Here is a 17,270-nt window from a genome sequence, read left to right as displayed (position 1 = left end):
CCTTACTTAGCAAGCGAAATTCAGCGAATGATGTTCAGTTTAAGCTTCATCTTGGCGCGGGACTCTTGCGGTAGATGCCGGTTGAGGCGGCGATTGATCAAACCGAACAGGCTGATGATGCAGAGCGTCAGCAAGATGAAATAGAAGGCCAGTATGGGGTAGGGAATGAACGGGTTGAACGTCTTGTCGGCAAAGAAACTGGCGTAGTAGAGCGCGTCGCCGCGTTGCTGCCATGCCGGGAATCCCGAGAAGTAGACCAGTGTGGTGGCGTGGAAGAGAAAGATCGCCTCGTTTGTGTAGGCAGGCCATGCAAGACGCAGCATGGTGGGCCATGTCACCCGTTTGAAGCGCGACCAGCCGGACATGCCATAGGCATCGGCGGCCTCCATGTCGCCGCGCGGGACCGATTGCAGCGCGCCGTAGAAGATCTCTCCTGAATAGGCGGCGGTGTTCAGGAACAGCACGATCAATGCCCCCAGCCAAGCCGAAGTGAACGGATCGAAGATCGGTGAGATCGGCTTGAGCGACAGGAACAGGAAATAGGCGAAGAAGAACTGGATAAAGAGCGGCGATCCCCGGAAGAGAAAGATGAACCACGCGCTGGCCTTTTGCAGCAACCGGTTCTTCGACGCCTTGCCCAAGGCCACGGCCGTGGCAAGAAAGAAGCCTGAACACAGCGCCAGCACGCCGAAATAGATGTTCCAGATCATCCCCGAGCCGATCAGGGTGAATTGCTGACACAAGGTGTAGCCTTCGCGGGGCAGCACGCGTTCGCCAATCCCGATGGAGCGCAGGCCGTAATCGGCGATGGTTTCCCAGCAACTCATGCCGCTTTCCTTTGCGCTTCGCCGCCTAAGGTGGCTTGGCCGTGCGTCAGCTTTTGCATGACCTTGTCGAGTACGATTTCCGACACTCGGGTGAAGAGGAGGTAAAACACCAGCAGCGCAAAGAAGTACCACATCCGCCAATCCCCGTGCGGATAGTCGGTAAACCGTGCGGTCTTGGCGCCGCCCAATTCGCGCGCCCAATAGACGATGTCTTCGACTCCCAACAGAAACAGCAGCGGTGTGGCCTTGATCAACACCATCCACAAGTTCGACAGGCCGGGCAGGGCAAACACCCACATTTGCGGCACGAGGATGCGCCAGAACACCTGACGGCGGGTCATGCCATAGGATTCGGCTGTTTCAAGCTGGTTGTGCGGCACAGCCCGCATCGCGCCATATAGCACGTTGGCGGCAAACGCACCGAATACGATGGCAAATGTCAGGACAGCCAGCAGAAACCCATAGGTTTCGTGCACCCATTGCGGGGAGTTGCCCAAAGGAAGCTTGGCAATGTCACAAACGACAAAGTCGTTGCCCTGCCAGATGTCGGCTTCCCAATCGGGGCATTTGATTTCGTGGCGTATCCATTCGAACAACTGGTCGAGAGCGATCACGAAAAACAGAAAGAACGCGATGTCCGGTACGCCGCGCACGATCGCGATATAGGCTTTGCCGATCCAGCTGAGCGGTGCAAAATGCGAGCGGGCGCTGGACGCTCCGAGAAAGCCAAAGGCCAAGGCTGTTGGGGCGGTGATCGCCAGAAGCAACAGCACGGTGAACACCGACGTGTAGATCGCCATGTGTTTCCCGGTGGTCAGGTAGCAGGCCATCCATGCGAGGTCGCCAAGCGACGCGCGATCGACACAAAAACTGAACATCTGTTCCCCTGATCGGCTTTGGGTTGGATCAGTCTTGCACGTCCCTGCTGTGCTTGACAATTCCCGTGTGGTGTAACGTCTTGAGCGATTTCAGGAAAACCGTCGTAACGCATCAGTCTTGGGCAGAAACAAGAAGGGGCCGCACCAGCGACCCCTTTTGGTTTTTCGCGTGCAGTCGGATCAGAAGCCCGGTCCGATTTCCCACTTGGCAAGCAACGCGTTCAGGGTGCCGTCGTCCTTCATGGACGTGATGGCCGCGTTGAACTTGTCTTTCAACTCGGTGTCGGACTCGCGGATGCCCATGCCCACGCCGCCGCCGATCAGTTCCTGCCGCTCAAGCAGAACGAGGTCGGCGTTTTCTTCTGCGATGGGGCGCAGATAAGCGTCGTCCGCCAGTACTGCGTCGGCTTCGCCATTGCGTACGGCGGCGACTGTTTCGTCCGGAGTGGCGAATTCCACGAGGGTCGCACCGCTGGAGGCGATGAAGGCCGCCTGAATGGTGTTGGCCTGTGCCGCGATCACGCCGCCGTCAAAATCCACGTCCGCGCCGTCAAGAGCGAGGTAAGAGGAGGGATCAGGCTGGGTGTAGTTCTGGGTAAAGTCGATCACTTCGTCGCGTTCGTCGGTGATCGACATGCCCGCGATGATTACGTCGTAGTTGCCCGACACGAGGTTCGGGATGATGCTGTCCCATTCGTTGGTGACCCATTCACAGGTCAGTTCAGCGCGGCTGCAAAGCTCGTCGCCGAGCTCACGCTCGAATCCGTCAACTTCGCCGGCATCGTTGATGAAGTTGTACGGAGGGTAGGCGCCTTCGGTGCCCATGCGGACAACGGAGTGGCTGCCGGCGAACGCAACAGAGACCGTGATGGCCAGTGCGGCTGTGCCGAGAAGGATGGATTTCATGTCTATTTCTCCCGTTCTTATTGTTGCTAATCGGCCATTGTCGAGGACAAGAAGCCCCGCAACCGTTCCGATTTCGGTGCGCCGAACAGGCTGTCCGGTGCACCTTCTTCCTCGATCAGGCCCTGATGCAGGAACACGACGTGGTTGCTCACGTCGCGGGCCATTTTCATGTCATGGGTGACAATCAGCATCGTTCGGCCTTCTGAGGCGAGATCCCTGATGACTTTGACGACTTCCTGTTCCAGTTCCGGGTCCAGTGCCGAGGTCGGTTCATCGAACAAAAGCGCCTCAGGCTCCATGCACAGCGCGCGGGCTATGGCGGCGCGTTGTTGCTGGCCGCCCGACAGCATCGCGGGGTAGGCGTCGCATTTGTCGCCGATGCCCACTTTGTCGAGATAGCCGCGTGCCGCGTCTTCGGCTTCAGCCTTGTCGCGGCCCAGCACGGTTACGGGGGCTTCCATCACGTTTTGCAGGATCGTCATGTGGGACCAGAGATTGAACTGCTGGAACACCATGCTGAGATTCGTGCGGATGCGCAGCACTTGTTTTGCGTCGGCAGGGTGCCGACCAAGACCTGTGCCTTTCCAATGGACACCTTCACCCTTGAACAGGATGTCGCCCTGCTGGCTGTCCTCAAGCAGGTTGGCACAGCGCAGGATGGTGGATTTGCCTGAACCCGATGATCCGATCAACGAGACAACGTCGCCGCGACGAGCAGTGATGTCGACGCCCTTGATGACTTCAAGGCTGCCGTACTGCTTGTGCAGGTTGCGTATTTCCAGGACTGGGGTGTCTGTCACAAAGCGCTCTGGCAGGTTGGGTCAAAGATGGAGCGCAGGATGACTGCAAAACTGGGCGCGATGCAATGCGGAAAGCGACGGGATCGGTTGGAACCTGCACGATAACCCTGCGTCAGGCAGGGGGTGGCGCAGGAATGGGCTGTTTCAGGTAGTTTTGGACGTCCAGGACGCAGAAGGTCATGTGCCCGCCCATGCGGTTGGGATCTGAGGGCGCGTACGCGGCGACTGCCCTGGTTAGTGCACGACGCAGGGCTGTGGGGTCGGTGCCGTTCGCCGTGATCAAAGGCAGGCCGGGGGTTGGCCGGGTGGTGCCTGCGGGCAAAACCTTGACCGCGTTGGGATCGACCTCTTGCAGGATACGCCATGTGACGGCGTCAAGGCAGGCGATGTCGGCGCGGGCCTCTGCCACGGCGGCAAGCGAGGCGGAATGACCTCCGGTTGCCACATAGGAGGTAAGGGCTGCACGGTTCGGTATGTCTTGGGCTGCAGCCCAGCCTGACTGGCTGTCGGCGCTGTTGAAGGCGAGCTTTTGCGGAGGGTTGGACAGATCGGCGCGGGTGACGATCTGGGAATGATAATGTCCGGGCGGGCCGCCGAGGCCGAAATCCAGAGTGCCGATATATTGCACCTTGCCCGCGAGTGCGGTGCGAAACGGCAAGCCGCAGGTCATCGACAGCGCAAGATCGGGGGACAGCCAGTGTGCGTACCAGTCGGTGGGCAGATCTTCGGGCGGTGTGAGATCAGGCAACTTGATCCCTTCGGCCTGCGCACAATCCTGCAAAACCGACCAAAAGGCGCGCCAAATCTCCGCGTTCTCGGCCCGCCAGTACATTGGCAGGCTGGCGATCGTCATGCTGTGTCGACGCGTTGCCGGGCCAATGCGCTGTCGCGATCATTAACGCCCAGTAGCTTGGCCACAAGGCGCAGCAGCGCGTCTTCCTCGGCCTCGCGGACGCCATCTGCCAGCACCACTTGCCACAATGCTTCAATCACAGCGATGCGGTCTTCATAGGGCACAGCCGCCTTGATCGCCGAGGTGAAACGCACCGTGTCGGGGGCTTCAGCCTCAAGTCCTTCGGCGTCGCTGCGCAGTTTGGTCGCCTCGAACGGGGACAGGCCGTAGCGCGAGGCAGCGATCCGGTCGATGCGGGTTTTCTCGCTCTCGTCGTAATCGCCATCGGTACGGGCAACGCGGACAAGCAAGGCGGTCAGGGCCAGACGCGCATCGGCATCGGGCAGCGGGGCGGGGTCGGGCGCAGTGAGGCGCTTGAGGAAATCAGCAAACATATCGAGGATATATGCCGCCCGGTGCGCTTCGCCAATGGGGTATCCAGTGGTTATCCGGCCAGCGCCGTCACATCGTAGAGGATATCGTCGATTGCGATGCCGCCCGGATCGCTGTTTTGGATGGTCAGGCCGGTGATCCCCAAGTTGCTGCGCCAGCCGAAAGACATAACGCCATGCGACAGCGGCAGGGTGAGTTGGGTGATCTGGCCGGACGCGTCGTGAAAGGTCAGCACAGCGGTTCCGGGTGCGGGGCGCTGTGCAAGGGGGTCAGGGTATTCGGCGTGCAGACGCAGACCGATGGCGGTTTGCGGTGTGTCAAAGACAAGGGCTGCGCTTCCTTCACCCCGGCCTTCGGGCAGGTCTGCGCCTTTCGGGCCAACGGGAAACAGCGCGTTTGATCCAAAGCCCATGTGATGCGCGATGGCAAAGGTCTGGCCCTGCGTGCCAGCGATCGCGCGGAGCGGCTGCGCGGGGACTCCTGTCAGAAGATCGAAGCCGGCGGAATCGTGGGCGGTTTGACCTGCAAGCCGTTCACCGATGGTCAGCCCCGGCGCGCGCCAGTGCTGGTCGATGCGGTAGCCGGGCTCGGGGGCGCTGGGCAGGGTGTCGAAAGTTTCGATCTGGTGTGGTTGCGCCTTCAGGTCGTCATAGGGCACGGGCCATAGCCCGTCCGCAAATGCTAGTCCGGGCATACAGAGAAGGGCTGCGCAAAGCCGGATCATGTCAGGCGGCGGAACGCGGCGGCAAGCGGTTTCAGTCCGGCCTCCAGACCAAAGGGCGGGTTCACCACGAAAAGGCCAGAACCGACCATGCGATGTCCGTCGCGGGCCGGAGGGAAGCGAACCTCATGCGTCAGCGCCTCGGGGTGGTCGGCTTGCAGGGCGCGCAACATGGGGCGGTGGGCACCGGAGGTCAGGATCGGGTACCAGATCATCACCACGCCGACATTCCACTTGCGGATCAGTGCCGCCAGCCATTTCGGGATCTGGGCGTAATCTGCTTTGATCTCGTAACTGGGATCCACCAGCATCAGCCCCCGGCGCGGCGTGGGCGGGCAGAGGCTTTGCGCCAGCGCCAAACCGTCTTGCTGGTAGATATGCGTGTTTGGCGCGCGCAAGGCCGCGCGCAGCGCTGCATGTTCCTGCGGGTGCAGTTCGGCCAAATGCAGACTGTCCTCGGGGCGCAGCACGGCTTGCGCGATGGCGGGCGACCCGGGGTAAAGGCCGTCTGGTTGGGCCTTAAGAGCTTTGAGATAGGGATGATCTTTGGCAAACCCGTCGCGCAGCCGCGCGATACCTTGCGCTGCCTCGCCGGTTTTGACCGCCTCGGGCGCGCTCAGATCATAGCGCCCGCGCCCGGCATGGGTTTCGATATAGCTGAGCGGCTTGGGCTTTTGCACCATGTGGTCCAGCGCCAGCGCAAGGGCTGCGTGTTTGTGGACATCGGCGGCATTGCCTGCGTGGTAGAGATGTTGATAGGACAGCATGAGGCCGTGATAGGCCAGTTCGCGGTGCTGCGATAGTGGTCGCGATGGGCATGTTTGGACTTGATCCCGTGACGCCATCGCTCAGAGTGGGCTGGCACAGGGGCCACAGGGAGACCGGGACATGGGCATTTTCGCCCCCGTACAGCGCGCGTGGCAAAACCTCAGAGGTCGCCTTTACATGCGCCGCGCAGCACAGCGGGTGCGCACGGGGATGCAGGTCGTGCATGGCCCGCACCTGACCAAGCTGGCAGAGCACGAAGTGGCGCTGGTTCTTGTGGGCCGCGATGTTGCCTATTTCCTTGACCATCACATCGCCCATCACCGCAAGCTGGGGGTGTCACATATCGTCTATGTCGACAATGGCTCGACCGACGGATCCATCGACATTGCGCGGCGTTGGCCGGACATCACAATCGTGACCTGTGATGCGGATTTTCGCGAGCACGAGCGCGAAATCCGGTTTCAGGCGAACACCATGGTCCTTGAAGGAGGGTGGCGTCTTGCCATCGACCCGGACGAATTGCTCGACTATCCGAATGCCGACCGCGTCCCCTTGCCCGAGCTTGCACGGCGCATGGCCGCGCGGGGGCATACCGCGCTGGTGGCGCAAATGCTGGACATGGCGTTTGATGGCCCGATTTCGGTGGCCGGGGCGATGCCCTATTCCGAGGCGGCGCACAGCTTTGACCGATACAACATCGCGGATCTGGAACGGTTTTCCTATCACGGATCGGATCTCAGCTGGGCGTGGTTTCTGGACCAGAACCGCGTCACCAACCCGACGATCCCCGTGCTCTATGGCGGGTTGCGTCGCGCAGCTTTTGGCGAGCCATGCTGTCTGACCAAACACGCGCTTTTCCGCATGGGCGATGGCGTGGTCCCGCAGCCGCATCCGCATGTGACGACCGGCGTTGTCTGCACCGATTTTTCCGCCGTCTTGCGGCATTACAAACTGGCGGGCGGTGTGGTGGCGCGGGAACAAAAGCTGTTGGCCGAGAACCGCGTGGCGCATGACGAGACCCGCCTTCGGGTGTCGCGCCTTGCGCAGGAGGGCGATCTGAACCTCGCGGACTATTGCGATGCGCAGGGCCCGACGGTGGAGCGCCTGATTGCACAGGATGTGTTGCAGATCACCGACGCCGCGCGCGAGATGCTGGCCTGACAATGGTCAGCCGGTGGCGGTGGTGTCGATCCAGTTCAGGAAACTCTCTGCGCCATCCTTCATCTCGACCGCCCAGAGGGCCGGTTCGTCATAGGGATGATCGCGCAGGATCAGCGCCTTGAGCGCGGGCGTATACGACGGTTTGGCGGTGCGTGCGAGCACGCACCCTACAGACCGTTGAGCTAAACCCGGCGCGAATAGCACCAAAGGTGCCGCGCCATCGCCAGACCGCCGCCCGGGCTGGCGATTTGGTTCGGCTGGGCGCTGCGTTCGTTCTGCGCGCGGGAGTGGCTGGAATAAAGCGCCGTCGTTCGTCAGGAAGATCGCCATCCCGCGGTCTGGCGATGGCGCTCTGTATTTTAGATCGCCAATGCGAGCACGCAACCTTCGAATTCTATGTGAGTACGCCGTCTTTTTGTGCTGTACGAACTTCTTTGGAAACGTCTTCAATGATCGAACGTGGATCGTAAGTGGGCAAACCGGTCCATTGCAGCATGAACTTTCTCGTATCAGTGTGATGAACCTGCGCACAACTAGCTGGAAGGAAAAGACACCAATCCAACATTAGCAAACAAGTTTCTTTTTTCCCGTAACGCGGCCAAGGCGGGATATGAAGTTTTTCCTGCTTTCTTACAGTTTCGCCTATCAGTTCAACGCTGGATTCAATAGGTTTGGGGTGAACCAACTCGTTTCTCTTTTCACTCAAGTATTTTGTTGCCAGAATGATTTCTTGGTGATTGAGGAGTTCTAATCCACAGATTTTGATTAGTTCTTTGGTTCGATCTTTCATTGAGCCAGATCTATTGCGAACTATTGACCTGACTTGCTCGACTTCTCCATCGCCAGCGATGTATAGGAAGTAAGTGTTTATGAACGCTTCAAGTCCCATGACCATCGATAAAAACGCCAGCATTCCAAAGTTTCGTGCCTCGTCTTTATCGGTGGAATTTTCAAGGGCTATAATCAAATCAATGCTGTTTGAGTAGTGCTTGCTTGGTAAGGAGTAGATGTGCTCAAACTCCAAGCCATGTAATTCATGTTCTTCATCGTTTTTTAATGCGCGGGTGACAGTTTCATTCTCAAGAAAAAGCCTATACCTGTCCACCATTTCTTACACCAACCTCGACACATCTTTCGCCGCCCGGACAAAGTCCTTGAAGAGCGGATGCGGGTCAAAGGGTTTCGACTTCAGCTCAGGGTGGAACTGGACGCCGATGAACCACGGGTGGTCGGGCCATTCGACGATCTCGGGCAAGCGGCCGTCGGGGCTCATGCCGGAGAAGCAGAGGCCGCCTTCCTCAAGCGCCTTACGGTACTTGATGTCGACCTCGTAGCGGTGGCGGTGGCGTTCGGTGATGGTGGTGCTGCCATAGATCTCGGCCACATGTGACCCCGGCGTCAGCACCGCGTCATAGGCGCCAAGGCGCATGGTGCCGCCCTTGTCGTCGGCCACGCTCCGGTTGACGGTCTGGTTGCCCTGCACCCATTCCTTGAGGTGGTACACCACGGGCGTGAAACGCTTTTTCCCGGCCTCGTGGTCGAACTCCTCGGACCCGGCATCGGGCAGTTTGGCGACGTTGCGGGCGGCCTCGATCACCGCCATCTGCATTCCAAGGCAGATGCCCAGATAGGGCACTTTATGTTCGCGGGCGAATTGCGCCGCCTTGATCTTGCCCTCGGTGCCGCGTTCGCCAAAGCCGCCGGGAACGAGGATCGCGTGGAAACCTTCAAGATGGGGGGCGGGGTCTTCACGCTCAAAGATCTCGGCATCGACCCATTCGACGTTGACCTTGACCCGGTTGGCCATGCCGCCGTGGGTCAGCGCCTCTGCGATGGATTTGTAGGCGTCTTCAAGCTGGATGTACTTGCCCACGATGGCGACCTTCACTTCGCCCTCGGGGTTGTAGATGCGGTCGGCGACGTCTTCCCATTTCTTGAGGTTGGGCTTGGGCGCGGGCGTGATCTGGAACGCGTCGAGCACCGCCTGATCCAGCCCTTCGCGGTGATAGGCGAGGGGGGCTTCGTAGATCGACTTGAGGTCTTGTGCTGCGATCACGCTGTCGGGGCGCACGTTGCAGAACAGCGCCAGCTTCTCGCGTTCCTTGGCCGGGATCGGCCCTTCGGAGCGGCAGACGAGGATGTCGGGGGCCAGACCGATAGAGCGAAGTTCCTTGACCGAGTGCTGTGTCGGCTTGGTTTTCAACTCGCCCGACGCTTTGATGTAGGGCAGCAGGGTGAGGTGCATAAAGATACACTGGCCACGCGGTTTATCCTGGCTGAACTGGCGGATCGCCTCGAAGAACGGCAGGCCTTCGATATCGCCCACCGTGCCGCCGATTTCGCAGAGCATGAAATCCACCTCATCCTCGCCAATCGAGATGAAGTCTTTGATTTCATTGGTGACATGCGGGATCACCTGAATCGTTTTGCCCAAGTAATCGCCGCGCCGTTCCTTCTCGAGCACGTTGGTGTAGATGCGCCCTGACGAGATGGAGTCGGTCTTGCGCGCGGGCACGCCGGTGAAGCGCTCGTAATGGCCCAGATCAAGGTCGGTTTCCGCGCCATCGTCGGTCACGAACACCTCGCCATGTTCAAACGGTGACATCGTGCCGGGATCGACGTTCAGGTATGGGTCAAGCTTGCGCAGGCGAACAGAAAAGCCACGCGCTTGCAGGAGCGCGCCAAGGGCGGCGGAGGCGAGGCCTTTGCCGAGGGAGGACACCACGCCGCCGGTGATGAAGATAAAGCGTGCCATGTGTGGAAACCTCCCGCGAAGTGCTGCAAATCATGCAATCTGCGCAGCCTTCGGTGCACAGCATCACGGGATTTGACCGGTAGAGGATTCGCCGGCAAAACGCAAGGCCGAACCCCAAGATGATGTTACGTCAGATTGCCGTGCCTCAAGGGATGGTGGGCCTGTGGCGCAAAGAAAAACGCGCGGCCGGTTTGAGCCGCGCGTTGGTTCGGGGCCGGTGCCTGATCAGTCGGCGCGCGGCAGAAGCGGAGCGTTCGGATCGATGGACGATGGCGGTGGCAGAAGGCCATCCGCGTCAAGACCGTCTGTGGTGGTTTCCTCGGACGTGCCGCCGCCTGTGGTCAGGCGATCCATAATAGAGCTGCCGGATGCATTCTGCGCCGCGATCACGGTCAGGGTCAGCGAGGTGCAGATAAACGCGATAGCGAGGATCCATGTCAGTTTGCCAAGGCCCGTGGCCGCGCTGCGCGTGCTGACTGCGCCTCCGCCACCACCGCCCATGGCGCCAAGCCCACCGCCGTCAGAGCGCTGCAGCAGCACAACGCCGATCAGTGCGAGCGCAAGAAGGAGGTGGATGATGAGAACGACGTTTTCCATGGCTGTCCCGGACCTCTTCGTGAATGGGGGGTATCTAAGGCCAAGTTCGGCATGGTGCAACCCGTGATGGGTGATCGGATCGCGTGTCTTTGGTCAGCGGTGTTTCAGCGTATTCGGAAAGACAAGAAGAACGGCCCGGGATTACTCCTCAACGTCGTCCACATCCGCCTGTCCCGACAATTTGCGGCGAACGATGGACCAACTCAGTCCGATGCCCAGAACCAGCGACAGCGCGAAAATCCCGATCCACATGGTCAGCGCCCGGTTTTGCAGGTCGAGCAGGCCGAAATCATAGGCGACCCACAAGAGCGCCCCCACAAGCGCGAGGATCAGCAGCATGCCAAACGCCCCAATGGAGCGAAGTGTGGCGCGAAGATAGATGATATACCCCACCAACAGCACGAGCCCCGCAAGTACCGTCACAGAAAGCTGGTTTTGCCCCTCGGTCGCGGCCCACCTGACGAAATTGTAATCCGTCGGGTTGTAGGTGACCGCGACAAGGACGAAGGCAAAAAGCCAGCGTAGCAGGAATCCCATCAACTTCAGCCTTTCGTCAACACGGTGACGATTGATGGCCCGAAGCGGTGCGGGCTGTCCAGAGGGCTATGCCAGACGGTGATGTGCCTGTGACAATCGGGCAGAATTGAGGGACTTGCGCTGGTGCAAGATGAAAAGTCACGCAACCGGATTGGAAAACCGGTTCCCCCCGCCAAGATTGCGCACTATACGGGCGCGGGTTTGACGGATGGAATTCCAGCAAAGGTCTAAAGACATGGCGAATGTGGTGGTCGTGGGTGCCCAGTGGGGCGACGAGGGCAAAGGTAAGATCGTGGATTGGCTCTCGGAGCGGGCGGATGTGATCTGCCGTTTCCAAGGAGGGCACAATGCCGGTCACACGCTGGTGATCGACGGCAAGGTCTACAAGCTGCACGCGCTGCCGTCGGGCGTGGTGCGCGGGGGCAAGCTTTCGGTGATCGGCAATGGCGTCGTGTTGGACCCGTGGCACCTGATGAAAGAGATCGCGACGATCCGCGCTCAGGGGGTGGAGATCACGCCCGAGACGCTGATGATTGCCGAAAACACGCCGCTGATCCTGCCGATTCACGGCGAACTGGACCGGGCACGCGAAGAAGCCGCCAGCAAGGGCACCAAGATTGGCACCACCGGGCGCGGCATCGGCCCGGCCTATGAAGACAAGGTGGGCCGTCGCTCTGTTCGGGTGGCTGACCTGGCCGACCGTGCGACGTTGGAGGCGCGGGTGGACCGGGCGTTGCAGCACCATGATCCGTTGCGCAAGGGTCTGGGATTCGAACCGGTGGACCGCGATGCGCTGCTGGCACAACTGATCGAGATCGCGGATCATATCCTGCCGTTTGCTGCCCCCGTCTGGAAAGTGCTCAACGAGAAGCGCAAGGCGGGCAAGCGGATCTTGTTCGAAGGCGCGCAGGGTGCGCTTCTCGACATCGACTTCGGCACCTATCCGTTTGTGACGTCGTCCAACGTCATCGCCGGACAGGCGGCCACTGGCGTTGGGCTTGGCCCGGGCGCAATTGATTATGTGCTGGGCATCGTCAAAGCTTATACGACCCGCGTGGGCGAGGGCCCGTTCCCGACCGAATTGGAAGATGAAGACGGACAGCGCCTTGGCGAACGCGGGCACGAGTTCGGAACCACCACCGGGCGCAAGCGACGCTGCGGTTGGTTTGATGCCTGCCTTGTGCGCCAGACCTGCGCGACCAGCGGCGTGAATGGCATTTCCCTGACCAAGCTGGACGTGCTCGACGGGTTCGAGACGCTGAAGATCTGCGTCGGTTATGAACTGGACGGCCAGCGTTATGACTACCTTCCCACGGCAGCGGAAGAGCAGGCGCGCTGCACGCCGATCTACGAAGAAATGCCCGGTTGGTCGGATTCGACCGAAGGTGCCCGGTCCTGGGTCGATCTGCCCGCCGAGGCGATCAAGTATGTGCGCCGGATTGAGGAATTGATCGAGTGCCCGGTCGCCCTACTTTCCACCTCACCCGAACGGGAGGACACGATCCTCGTGACCGATCCGTTCGCGGATTGATCGAAAGGAGGCGCGGATGGCGCTCAGCTTCAAGGCCCGGAAACGGTGGGCACTGGTGATCCTGCTGGTAGGAATGCCCGCCTATGTGATCGCCTGTGTGACGGTGCTCAACTTGTTGGAACGGCCGTCCTTCCTTGTGGAGCTTCTGGTCTATGTCGTGCTGGGAATTCTCTGGGCGGTGCCGTTCAAGTTCGTGTTCAAGGGGATTGGCCAGCCTGATCCCGACGCCAAGGACTAGGCATTTGCGGTGCCGCAATGAAAAAGGCCGGACGTGACTGTCCGGCCTTTTTCATGTATGGTATGATCTGGATCAGCCGGCGGCACGCGCATCAGGTTTGAAGCCGATGCTGTCGGAGGCAGCAAACCGGCCCCCGCCTTTTTTCTCGATCTTGCCGTCGCGCAGAAGCTGACCAAAGCTGCGCAGACGTTCCTCGCGCGAGCTGGCTTCGCCTTCTGCCTGAAGCAGTTTGGTCATCAGTTGCGGACGCGAGAACTGGTCGCGGCCTTCGACAAAGGACATGTACGCAGCTGCCGCTTCGAGCAATTCGGGCAGTGTGTGCGCGCCTTGGTTTTCGGCGAATTCGGCAAATCCTTCGTCAGTACCTGACCCCATTTCCGCAGCCTCGACCGGTTCGACATTGCGCATCACGCGGCGGGGGCGGATGGGGGCTGCGTCGGTTTCGGTCTCGACGTCGATCCGCTGTTCCGCAACCAGTTTGAGCGGCGCAGGGCGCACAGGTGCCGGGCGGGCAGAGCGCGTTTCGGTGACCTTGGGACGGCGCGGGCGCACAGCATCGGCCAAGTCTTCGCGATAGGGTTCTTCTTCGTCGACGGTCTTTTTGCCAAAGCCCAGAATGCGGTCTGCCTTTGTCGCGGCGGCGGCTGCGCGCAGATGCGCAATCGCACTGCGGCGGCGGTTGCCTTCGGGCTCTTCCATCTCGGTGTCGGTCTTGTCGACCAAGCGTTCGACAGATCCGGCGTCTTCCTCGATCGAGGTGTCTGTCAACATCGCACGCGCCGGGTTGGTCAACTTGACGGCCTTGCGAATATTGGCGCTTGCAGATTCTTCCTCGGCTTCCGTCAGGAACTGGGTGTCATCTTCGTCGTCATCATCGTCGAAATTCCAATCGTCGTCTTCTTCGATTTCGGCATGCAGGTCGGCCAATTCGCGGGCCAGCTCTGCCTCTTGCTCGGGGGTCAGAGAACTGTCTTCGAGGCCGGGGATGGGCCGGACCGCCGCGATCGGGGCGTCGTCATCCTCGTCTTCGTCGTCGTATTCTTCCAGACGGCCCGCAGCAAGCGCGGCTTTGACATCGGCCCGCTTGGCCTTGGCGACATGCGCAACGAACGGCTTGGGAGCGTCGTCTTGGTCGTCGGCATCGTCATCAGCGGCCACGGCGTCTTCAAGCACCAGCGGAGCGTTGTCTTCATCGTCGTCCTCATCTTCGTCGTCGAAGGTGAGCGTGTCGTTCTCGTCTTCCTCGGTTCGGAAAAGGGCGTCGTCTTCGTCGTCGCCAAGATCGTCTTCATCCTCGAGGCTCATCACCGGATCGAGGTCGTCTGCGGTTTCGACGGATGTGTGTTCCGTGGGGGCCTCTGACTGCGCTGCGGCTGCGGCTTCAAGTGCCGCGATCTTGGCGCGGAGGATCTCGAGTTCGCTTGGCGTGTCATGGGCGACCGGGGCGATCACGTCCTCAAAATCATCTTCGTCGTCATCAGACATCTCGGGCAGAAGGGCATCTTCTTCGTCTTCCGCCTCCATGTCGAGTTGGTCAGAGACAACCGCCGCGATGGTGTCGGTGAAGAGGTTGTCGTCCATTGCCGAGACCTCGGTGGCGTCGATTGCATCGTTTTCGTCGATGCCGTCGCCGTCCGGCCCGGACATGGCGTGTTCGTCTTCAATGTATTCCGGGGTCGCTTGCGCCTTTGAGGCAACAACGGCGCGGATGCGTTGCAGCTTTTCGGCCACGCTGTCGGTTACGACCGGCGTCTCTGCGGCCTCCTGCGCTGCGTAAGCGTCGGCTTCGGCGCGACGCTCGGCCTTTTCGCCTTGTTCTGCGATCAGGTCTTCGATGCTTGTCTCCGCACCCGCAGTTTCTTCGGCATCAAGGATGTCATCGGCGCTGAATGCGTGATCTTCCTCGGTTTCGATCGACAGGTCCGTGAGATCGGTGCCCACATCCTCTGATACGTCCTCAAGCACGTCTTCGGCGGCACCCTCTGACGTGTCGGACTGACCCTCTGACGTGTCGGATAGGTCAAGATCGGACAGATCAATGTCGGACAGGTCAACATCAGTGGTCGCGATCTCTGTACCTTCATACGGGTCTGCAATCGCGGCGTCGGCCTCTGCCGATTGGGCCGCGACAGCCAGTGCAGTGGCAGCCACTCCAGCTGTCGCGTCCTCTTTGGCTGCGTCCCTCGATTGTTCCGGCGCGACATCCCCATGCGGCGTCTCGGCGTCTTCAGAGGCACGCAGAACCAGATTACCTTTCTCAAAGCGGGCTTCGACACGGCGCGCGATCTCACGCTCTGCGATCCGGGCCAGCATTTCTGCATCCGGTGTCGGTGGTTCGGCACCAAAATATCGGTCATCCTGGGCAAGATCGCGGAAATACTCCGCAATCGCCTTCATCGTGTCGAAGGAGTTGTCGAATCCTTCGAGCGTACATGAAAAAGTCCCGTAGGATACCGTGAGTATCTTGTTTGAACTCACCATAATATCACCCGCTTTCCAAACTTCTGCGATGGTCTTGCTAACATTTTTACCAAGACTAAAGCGCATCGAATCTGTGCCCGTTACGGTATCATTTCATGTCCTGATTGTGATCTGTTTCGCCTTTCGTCATTAATCAGCCATGAACGATCCAATTGTTTTCTCGCAGGAACCAGTCCTGCTTGTCGGTGGCGCGCATGGCGACAATGCGCAGCTTATGTCTGTATTGGACGAGGTGAACATGGTGGTCGCTGCTGACAGCGGGGCAGACTGGCTGCGCAAAGTTGGAAGGCTTCCGGATGCGTTGATCGGGGACCTTGATTCGGTGTCTGCCGCCACGCGTGCCGCGATCCCCCCAGAGGCGGTGCATCTTATCACAGAGCAGGACAGCACAGATTTCGACAAGGCGATCCGCTTCATCGAAGCGCCTCTTGTGCTGGGCATCGGGTTTCTTGGGGGGCAGGTCGATCACCTGCTGGCCGCCATGACCGTCATGGCGCGCTATCCGGACCGGGCGATTGTCCTGATCGGCGAACAGGATGTGGTGGCACATCTGCCCGCCCGCATCGACCTGCCGCTGCCCGCAGGCACCCGTGTGTCGCTCTATCCAATGCGTCCCGTGATGGGTGCATCCACTGGCCTGAAGTGGCCGATTGACGGGTTAGAGCTGTCACCGGGTGGGCGCGTCGGGACATCGAACCGGGCAGATGGCCCTGTCACACTGACCGTGCAGTCGCCGGGATTGCTGATCATTCTGCCGGTGTCTGAACGGTCCGTTCTGCAACAGGCACTGGTTCAGGCTGGCGGCTCATGGCCTGCTCTCTGAACACGATATACAGTCCCGCGGCCATCACGATCAGAATGCCGACCGATGCCATCATGTTGGGCAAGTCGCCGAACACCGCAAAGCCGATGATGGTTGCGATGGGGATCTCAAGATACTGCATCGGCGCCAAGGTGGTGGACGGTGCATAACGCAGCGACCATGTCATGAGCAGATGCGCAAGCGTGCCGGACAGACCAATGGCCACCAGAAGCGTCCATGTGCTTGAGGGCAAAAGACTGTCCCATGCAAGGATCGGTGCGACCGTGTCGGGCACCAGAAACAGGATCGGCGCCATCAGAGCAAGTGCGATCACACCGGACACGGCCTGCAGACCGATGGGATCGGTCTCCTTGGCGATCTTGCGAGTGACCAGCATGAACAGGGCAAAGTTGACCGCAACCCCCATCGGCAACAGCGCGGGCCAACCCACTTCTTGAAACGAGGGCTGAATGACCAGAAGGGTGCCCAGAAATCCGACCGCACAGGCGATCATGCGGCGCATCCCGACCTCTTCTCCCAGAACATAGTGCCCCAGCAGAAGCATCATGAACGGCATCACGAAGGCGATGGCGATGGCGTCGGCCAGCGGCAGGTAATAGAGCGCGGACACCATCATCCCGATCCCAACGATGTGCATCAGTGTGCGCAGAAGGGTCAGGACAAACACCCGCTGCGACATCCGCCAGACGCGGCCCGTCACGGCAATGATTGGAATAAGCACCACAGCCTGAACACCGAAGCGGATAAGAAGCAACTGTCCAAGCGCCACTTTGTTCGACAGGATCTTGGCGATCGCGTCCCCCATCGGAGCGACAACGCAGAAACCCAGCATGAGCGCGATTCCAAGGGTGGGGCGGTCTTGTGTCATGTCGAACGCTACCCTTGGTTGAGTTGATCTGTCAGCGCTCTCCTTTTGCTACGTAAGTCGCAGCCGGAATGCGCCCGTTTTCAGGGAATTCCGC

19 protein-coding genes are annotated in these 17,270 nt (G+C 60.1%); 4 read left to right on the top strand and 15 right to left on the bottom strand.

Annotated features, from left to right (window positions below):
• Positions 1-20: 20 nt before the first annotated feature.
• The 8 genes from ACK3EW_RS11800 to ACK3EW_RS11765 all read right to left on the bottom strand — a co-directional run bounded on the left by ACK3EW_RS11800 (position 21) and on the right by ACK3EW_RS11765 (position 6,184).
• Complete coding sequence (locus ACK3EW_RS11800; protein WP_439118791.1) at positions 21-827, bottom strand: ABC transporter permease; 807 nt, start codon at positions 825-827, stop codon at positions 21-23.
• Entirely contained in the window at positions 824-1,705 is an 882-nt protein-coding gene (locus tag ACK3EW_RS11795; protein WP_493806368.1) for an ABC transporter permease, read from the bottom strand. The genes ACK3EW_RS11800 and ACK3EW_RS11795 overlap by 4 nt, the downstream gene beginning before the upstream one ends.
• Positions 1,706-1,885: 180 nt before the next feature.
• A complete protein-coding gene (locus tag ACK3EW_RS11790; RefSeq protein ID WP_493806367.1) occupies positions 1,886-2,611 on the bottom strand; it encodes a transporter substrate-binding domain-containing protein in 726 nt (241 codons plus the stop codon).
• A 26-nt stretch (positions 2,612-2,637) separates the two neighbouring features.
• Positions 2,638-3,411, bottom strand: coding sequence for an ABC transporter ATP-binding protein (locus ACK3EW_RS11785; RefSeq protein WP_085629282.1), 774 nt, complete (start codon positions 3,409-3,411; stop codon positions 2,638-2,640).
• Positions 3,412-3,523: 112 nt separating this feature from the next.
• Positions 3,524-4,264, bottom strand: coding sequence for a phosphate/phosphite/phosphonate ABC transporter substrate-binding protein (locus ACK3EW_RS11780; RefSeq protein WP_493806366.1), 741 nt, complete (start codon positions 4,262-4,264; stop codon positions 3,524-3,526).
• Entirely contained in the window at positions 4,261-4,698 is a 438-nt protein-coding gene (locus ACK3EW_RS11775) for a tellurite resistance TerB family protein (RefSeq protein WP_493806365.1), read from the bottom strand. Before ACK3EW_RS11775 ends, ACK3EW_RS11780 begins: the two co-directional genes overlap by 4 nt.
• Before the next feature lie 50 nt (positions 4,699-4,748).
• Positions 4,749-5,390, bottom strand: a complete 642-nt coding sequence (locus ACK3EW_RS11770) for a hypothetical protein (protein ID WP_493806364.1) — start codon at positions 5,388-5,390, stop codon at positions 4,749-4,751.
• Between the two features lie 26 nt (positions 5,391-5,416).
• Positions 5,417-6,184 (bottom strand): 23S rRNA (adenine(2030)-N(6))-methyltransferase RlmJ, encoded by a 768-nt coding sequence (locus ACK3EW_RS11765; RefSeq protein WP_439118798.1) that lies wholly within the window; start codon positions 6,182-6,184, stop codon positions 5,417-5,419.
• A gap of 121 nt (positions 6,185-6,305) precedes the next feature.
• Between ACK3EW_RS11765 and ACK3EW_RS11760 the strand changes: the two genes are divergently transcribed.
• Positions 6,306-7,346: a glycosyltransferase family 2 protein gene (locus ACK3EW_RS11760; protein WP_493806363.1), complete on the top strand. Its 1,041-nt coding sequence runs from the start codon at positions 6,306-6,308 to the stop codon at positions 7,344-7,346.
• Between the two features lie 6 nt (positions 7,347-7,352).
• Here ACK3EW_RS11760 and cutA read toward each other — a convergent pair whose 3' ends face one another.
• The 5 genes from cutA to ACK3EW_RS11735 form a co-directional block, all read right to left on the bottom strand.
• Positions 7,353-7,508 (bottom strand): divalent cation tolerance protein CutA, encoded by a 156-nt coding sequence (gene cutA, locus ACK3EW_RS11755; protein ID WP_493806362.1) that lies wholly within the window; start codon positions 7,506-7,508, stop codon positions 7,353-7,355.
• A 232-nt stretch (positions 7,509-7,740) separates the two neighbouring features.
• A complete protein-coding gene (locus ACK3EW_RS11750) occupies positions 7,741-8,454 on the bottom strand; it encodes a hypothetical protein (protein WP_493806361.1) in 714 nt (237 codons plus the stop codon).
• 3 nt (positions 8,455-8,457) lie between these two features.
• Positions 8,458-10,101 (bottom strand): CTP synthase, encoded by a 1,644-nt coding sequence (gene pyrG / locus ACK3EW_RS11745; protein ID WP_493806360.1) that lies wholly within the window; start codon positions 10,099-10,101, stop codon positions 8,458-8,460.
• Between the two features lie 225 nt (positions 10,102-10,326).
• On the bottom strand, positions 10,327-10,698 hold the full coding sequence (gene secG, locus ACK3EW_RS11740) for a preprotein translocase subunit SecG (protein WP_439118804.1): 372 nt from the start codon (positions 10,696-10,698) through the stop codon (positions 10,327-10,329).
• Between the two features lie 141 nt (positions 10,699-10,839).
• Entirely contained in the window at positions 10,840-11,235 is a 396-nt protein-coding gene (locus ACK3EW_RS11735; RefSeq protein ID WP_085629446.1) for a DUF6524 family protein, read from the bottom strand.
• A gap of 235 nt (positions 11,236-11,470) precedes the next feature.
• Between ACK3EW_RS11735 and ACK3EW_RS11730 the strand changes: the two genes are divergently transcribed.
• Both ACK3EW_RS11730 and ACK3EW_RS11725 read left to right on the top strand, forming a co-directional pair.
• The gene (locus tag ACK3EW_RS11730; protein WP_085629292.1) at positions 11,471-12,766 is read left to right on the top strand and encodes an adenylosuccinate synthase; all 1,296 of its coding nucleotides are present in this window, start codon (positions 11,471-11,473) and stop codon (positions 12,764-12,766) included.
• A 16-nt stretch (positions 12,767-12,782) separates the two neighbouring features.
• A complete protein-coding gene (locus ACK3EW_RS11725; protein WP_439118805.1) occupies positions 12,783-13,004 on the top strand; it encodes a DUF2842 domain-containing protein in 222 nt (73 codons plus the stop codon).
• Positions 13,005-13,076: 72 nt separating this feature from the next.
• Here the strand turns inward: ACK3EW_RS11725 and ACK3EW_RS11720 are convergent, their stop codons facing one another.
• On the bottom strand, positions 13,077-15,485 hold the full coding sequence (locus tag ACK3EW_RS11720) for a hypothetical protein (RefSeq protein WP_493806359.1): 2,409 nt from the start codon (positions 15,483-15,485) through the stop codon (positions 13,077-13,079).
• A 139-nt stretch (positions 15,486-15,624) separates the two neighbouring features.
• On the opposite strand from ACK3EW_RS11720, the gene ACK3EW_RS11715 reads away from it, so the two are divergent.
• Positions 15,625-16,308, top strand: coding sequence for a thiamine diphosphokinase (locus tag ACK3EW_RS11715; RefSeq protein ID WP_493806358.1), 684 nt, complete (start codon positions 15,625-15,627; stop codon positions 16,306-16,308).
• Here ACK3EW_RS11715 and ACK3EW_RS11710 read toward each other — a convergent pair.
• Positions 16,232-17,176 (bottom strand): DMT family transporter, encoded by a 945-nt coding sequence (locus ACK3EW_RS11710; RefSeq protein ID WP_493806357.1) that lies wholly within the window; start codon positions 17,174-17,176, stop codon positions 16,232-16,234. The two genes, ACK3EW_RS11715 and ACK3EW_RS11710, sit on opposite strands and share 77 nt — an antisense overlap.
• Between the last annotated feature and the right edge of the window lie 94 nt (positions 17,177-17,270).

This window comes from Marivita sp. NO-S04 (assembly GCF_059070475.1).
Note: the sequence above shows the minus strand (reverse complement) of the source record. Positions and strands in the feature narration are given on the sequence as shown.

Bases quoted from the DNA above. Each gene is read 5' to 3' on its own strand.
- ACK3EW_RS11775 (WP_493806365.1), bottom strand. From the start codon at position 4,698: ATGTTTGCTGATTTCCTCAAGCGCCTCACTGCGCCCGACCCCGCCCCG.
- secG (WP_439118804.1), bottom strand. From the start codon at position 10,698: ATGGAAAACGTCGTTCTCATCATCCACCTCCTTCTTGCGCTCGCACTG.
- ACK3EW_RS11765 (WP_439118798.1), bottom strand. From the start codon at position 6,184: ATGCTGTCCTATCAACATCTCTACCACGCAGGCAATGCCGCCGATGTC.
- ACK3EW_RS11710 (WP_493806357.1), bottom strand. From the start codon at position 17,176: ATGACACAAGACCGCCCCACCCTTGGAATCGCGCTCATGCTGGGTTTC.
- ACK3EW_RS11725 (WP_439118805.1), top strand. From the start codon at position 12,783: ATGGCGCTCAGCTTCAAGGCCCGGAAACGGTGGGCACTGGTGATCCTG.
- ACK3EW_RS11730 (WP_085629292.1), top strand. From the start codon at position 11,471: ATGGCGAATGTGGTGGTCGTGGGTGCCCAGTGGGGCGACGAGGGCAAA.
- ACK3EW_RS11720 (WP_493806359.1), bottom strand. From the start codon at position 15,485: ATGGTGAGTTCAAACAAGATACTCACGGTATCCTACGGGACTTTTTCA.
- ACK3EW_RS11790 (WP_493806367.1), bottom strand. From the start codon at position 2,611: ATGAAATCCATCCTTCTCGGCACAGCCGCACTGGCCATCACGGTCTCT.
- ACK3EW_RS11735 (WP_085629446.1), bottom strand. From the start codon at position 11,235: ATGGGATTCCTGCTACGCTGGCTTTTTGCCTTCGTCCTTGTCGCGGTC.
- ACK3EW_RS11770 (WP_493806364.1), bottom strand. From the start codon at position 5,390: ATGCCCGGACTAGCATTTGCGGACGGGCTATGGCCCGTGCCCTATGAC.
- ACK3EW_RS11715 (WP_493806358.1), top strand. From the start codon at position 15,625: ATGAACGATCCAATTGTTTTCTCGCAGGAACCAGTCCTGCTTGTCGGT.
- pyrG (WP_493806360.1), bottom strand. From the start codon at position 10,101: ATGGCACGCTTTATCTTCATCACCGGCGGCGTGGTGTCCTCCCTCGGC.
- ACK3EW_RS11800 (WP_439118791.1), bottom strand. From the start codon at position 827: ATGAGTTGCTGGGAAACCATCGCCGATTACGGCCTGCGCTCCATCGGG.
- ACK3EW_RS11760 (WP_493806363.1), top strand. From the start codon at position 6,306: ATGGGCATTTTCGCCCCCGTACAGCGCGCGTGGCAAAACCTCAGAGGT.
- ACK3EW_RS11750 (WP_493806361.1), bottom strand. From the start codon at position 8,454: ATGGTGGACAGGTATAGGCTTTTTCTTGAGAATGAAACTGTCACCCGC.
- ACK3EW_RS11780 (WP_493806366.1), bottom strand. From the start codon at position 4,264: ATGACGATCGCCAGCCTGCCAATGTACTGGCGGGCCGAGAACGCGGAG.
- ACK3EW_RS11795 (WP_493806368.1), bottom strand. From the start codon at position 1,705: ATGTTCAGTTTTTGTGTCGATCGCGCGTCGCTTGGCGACCTCGCATGG.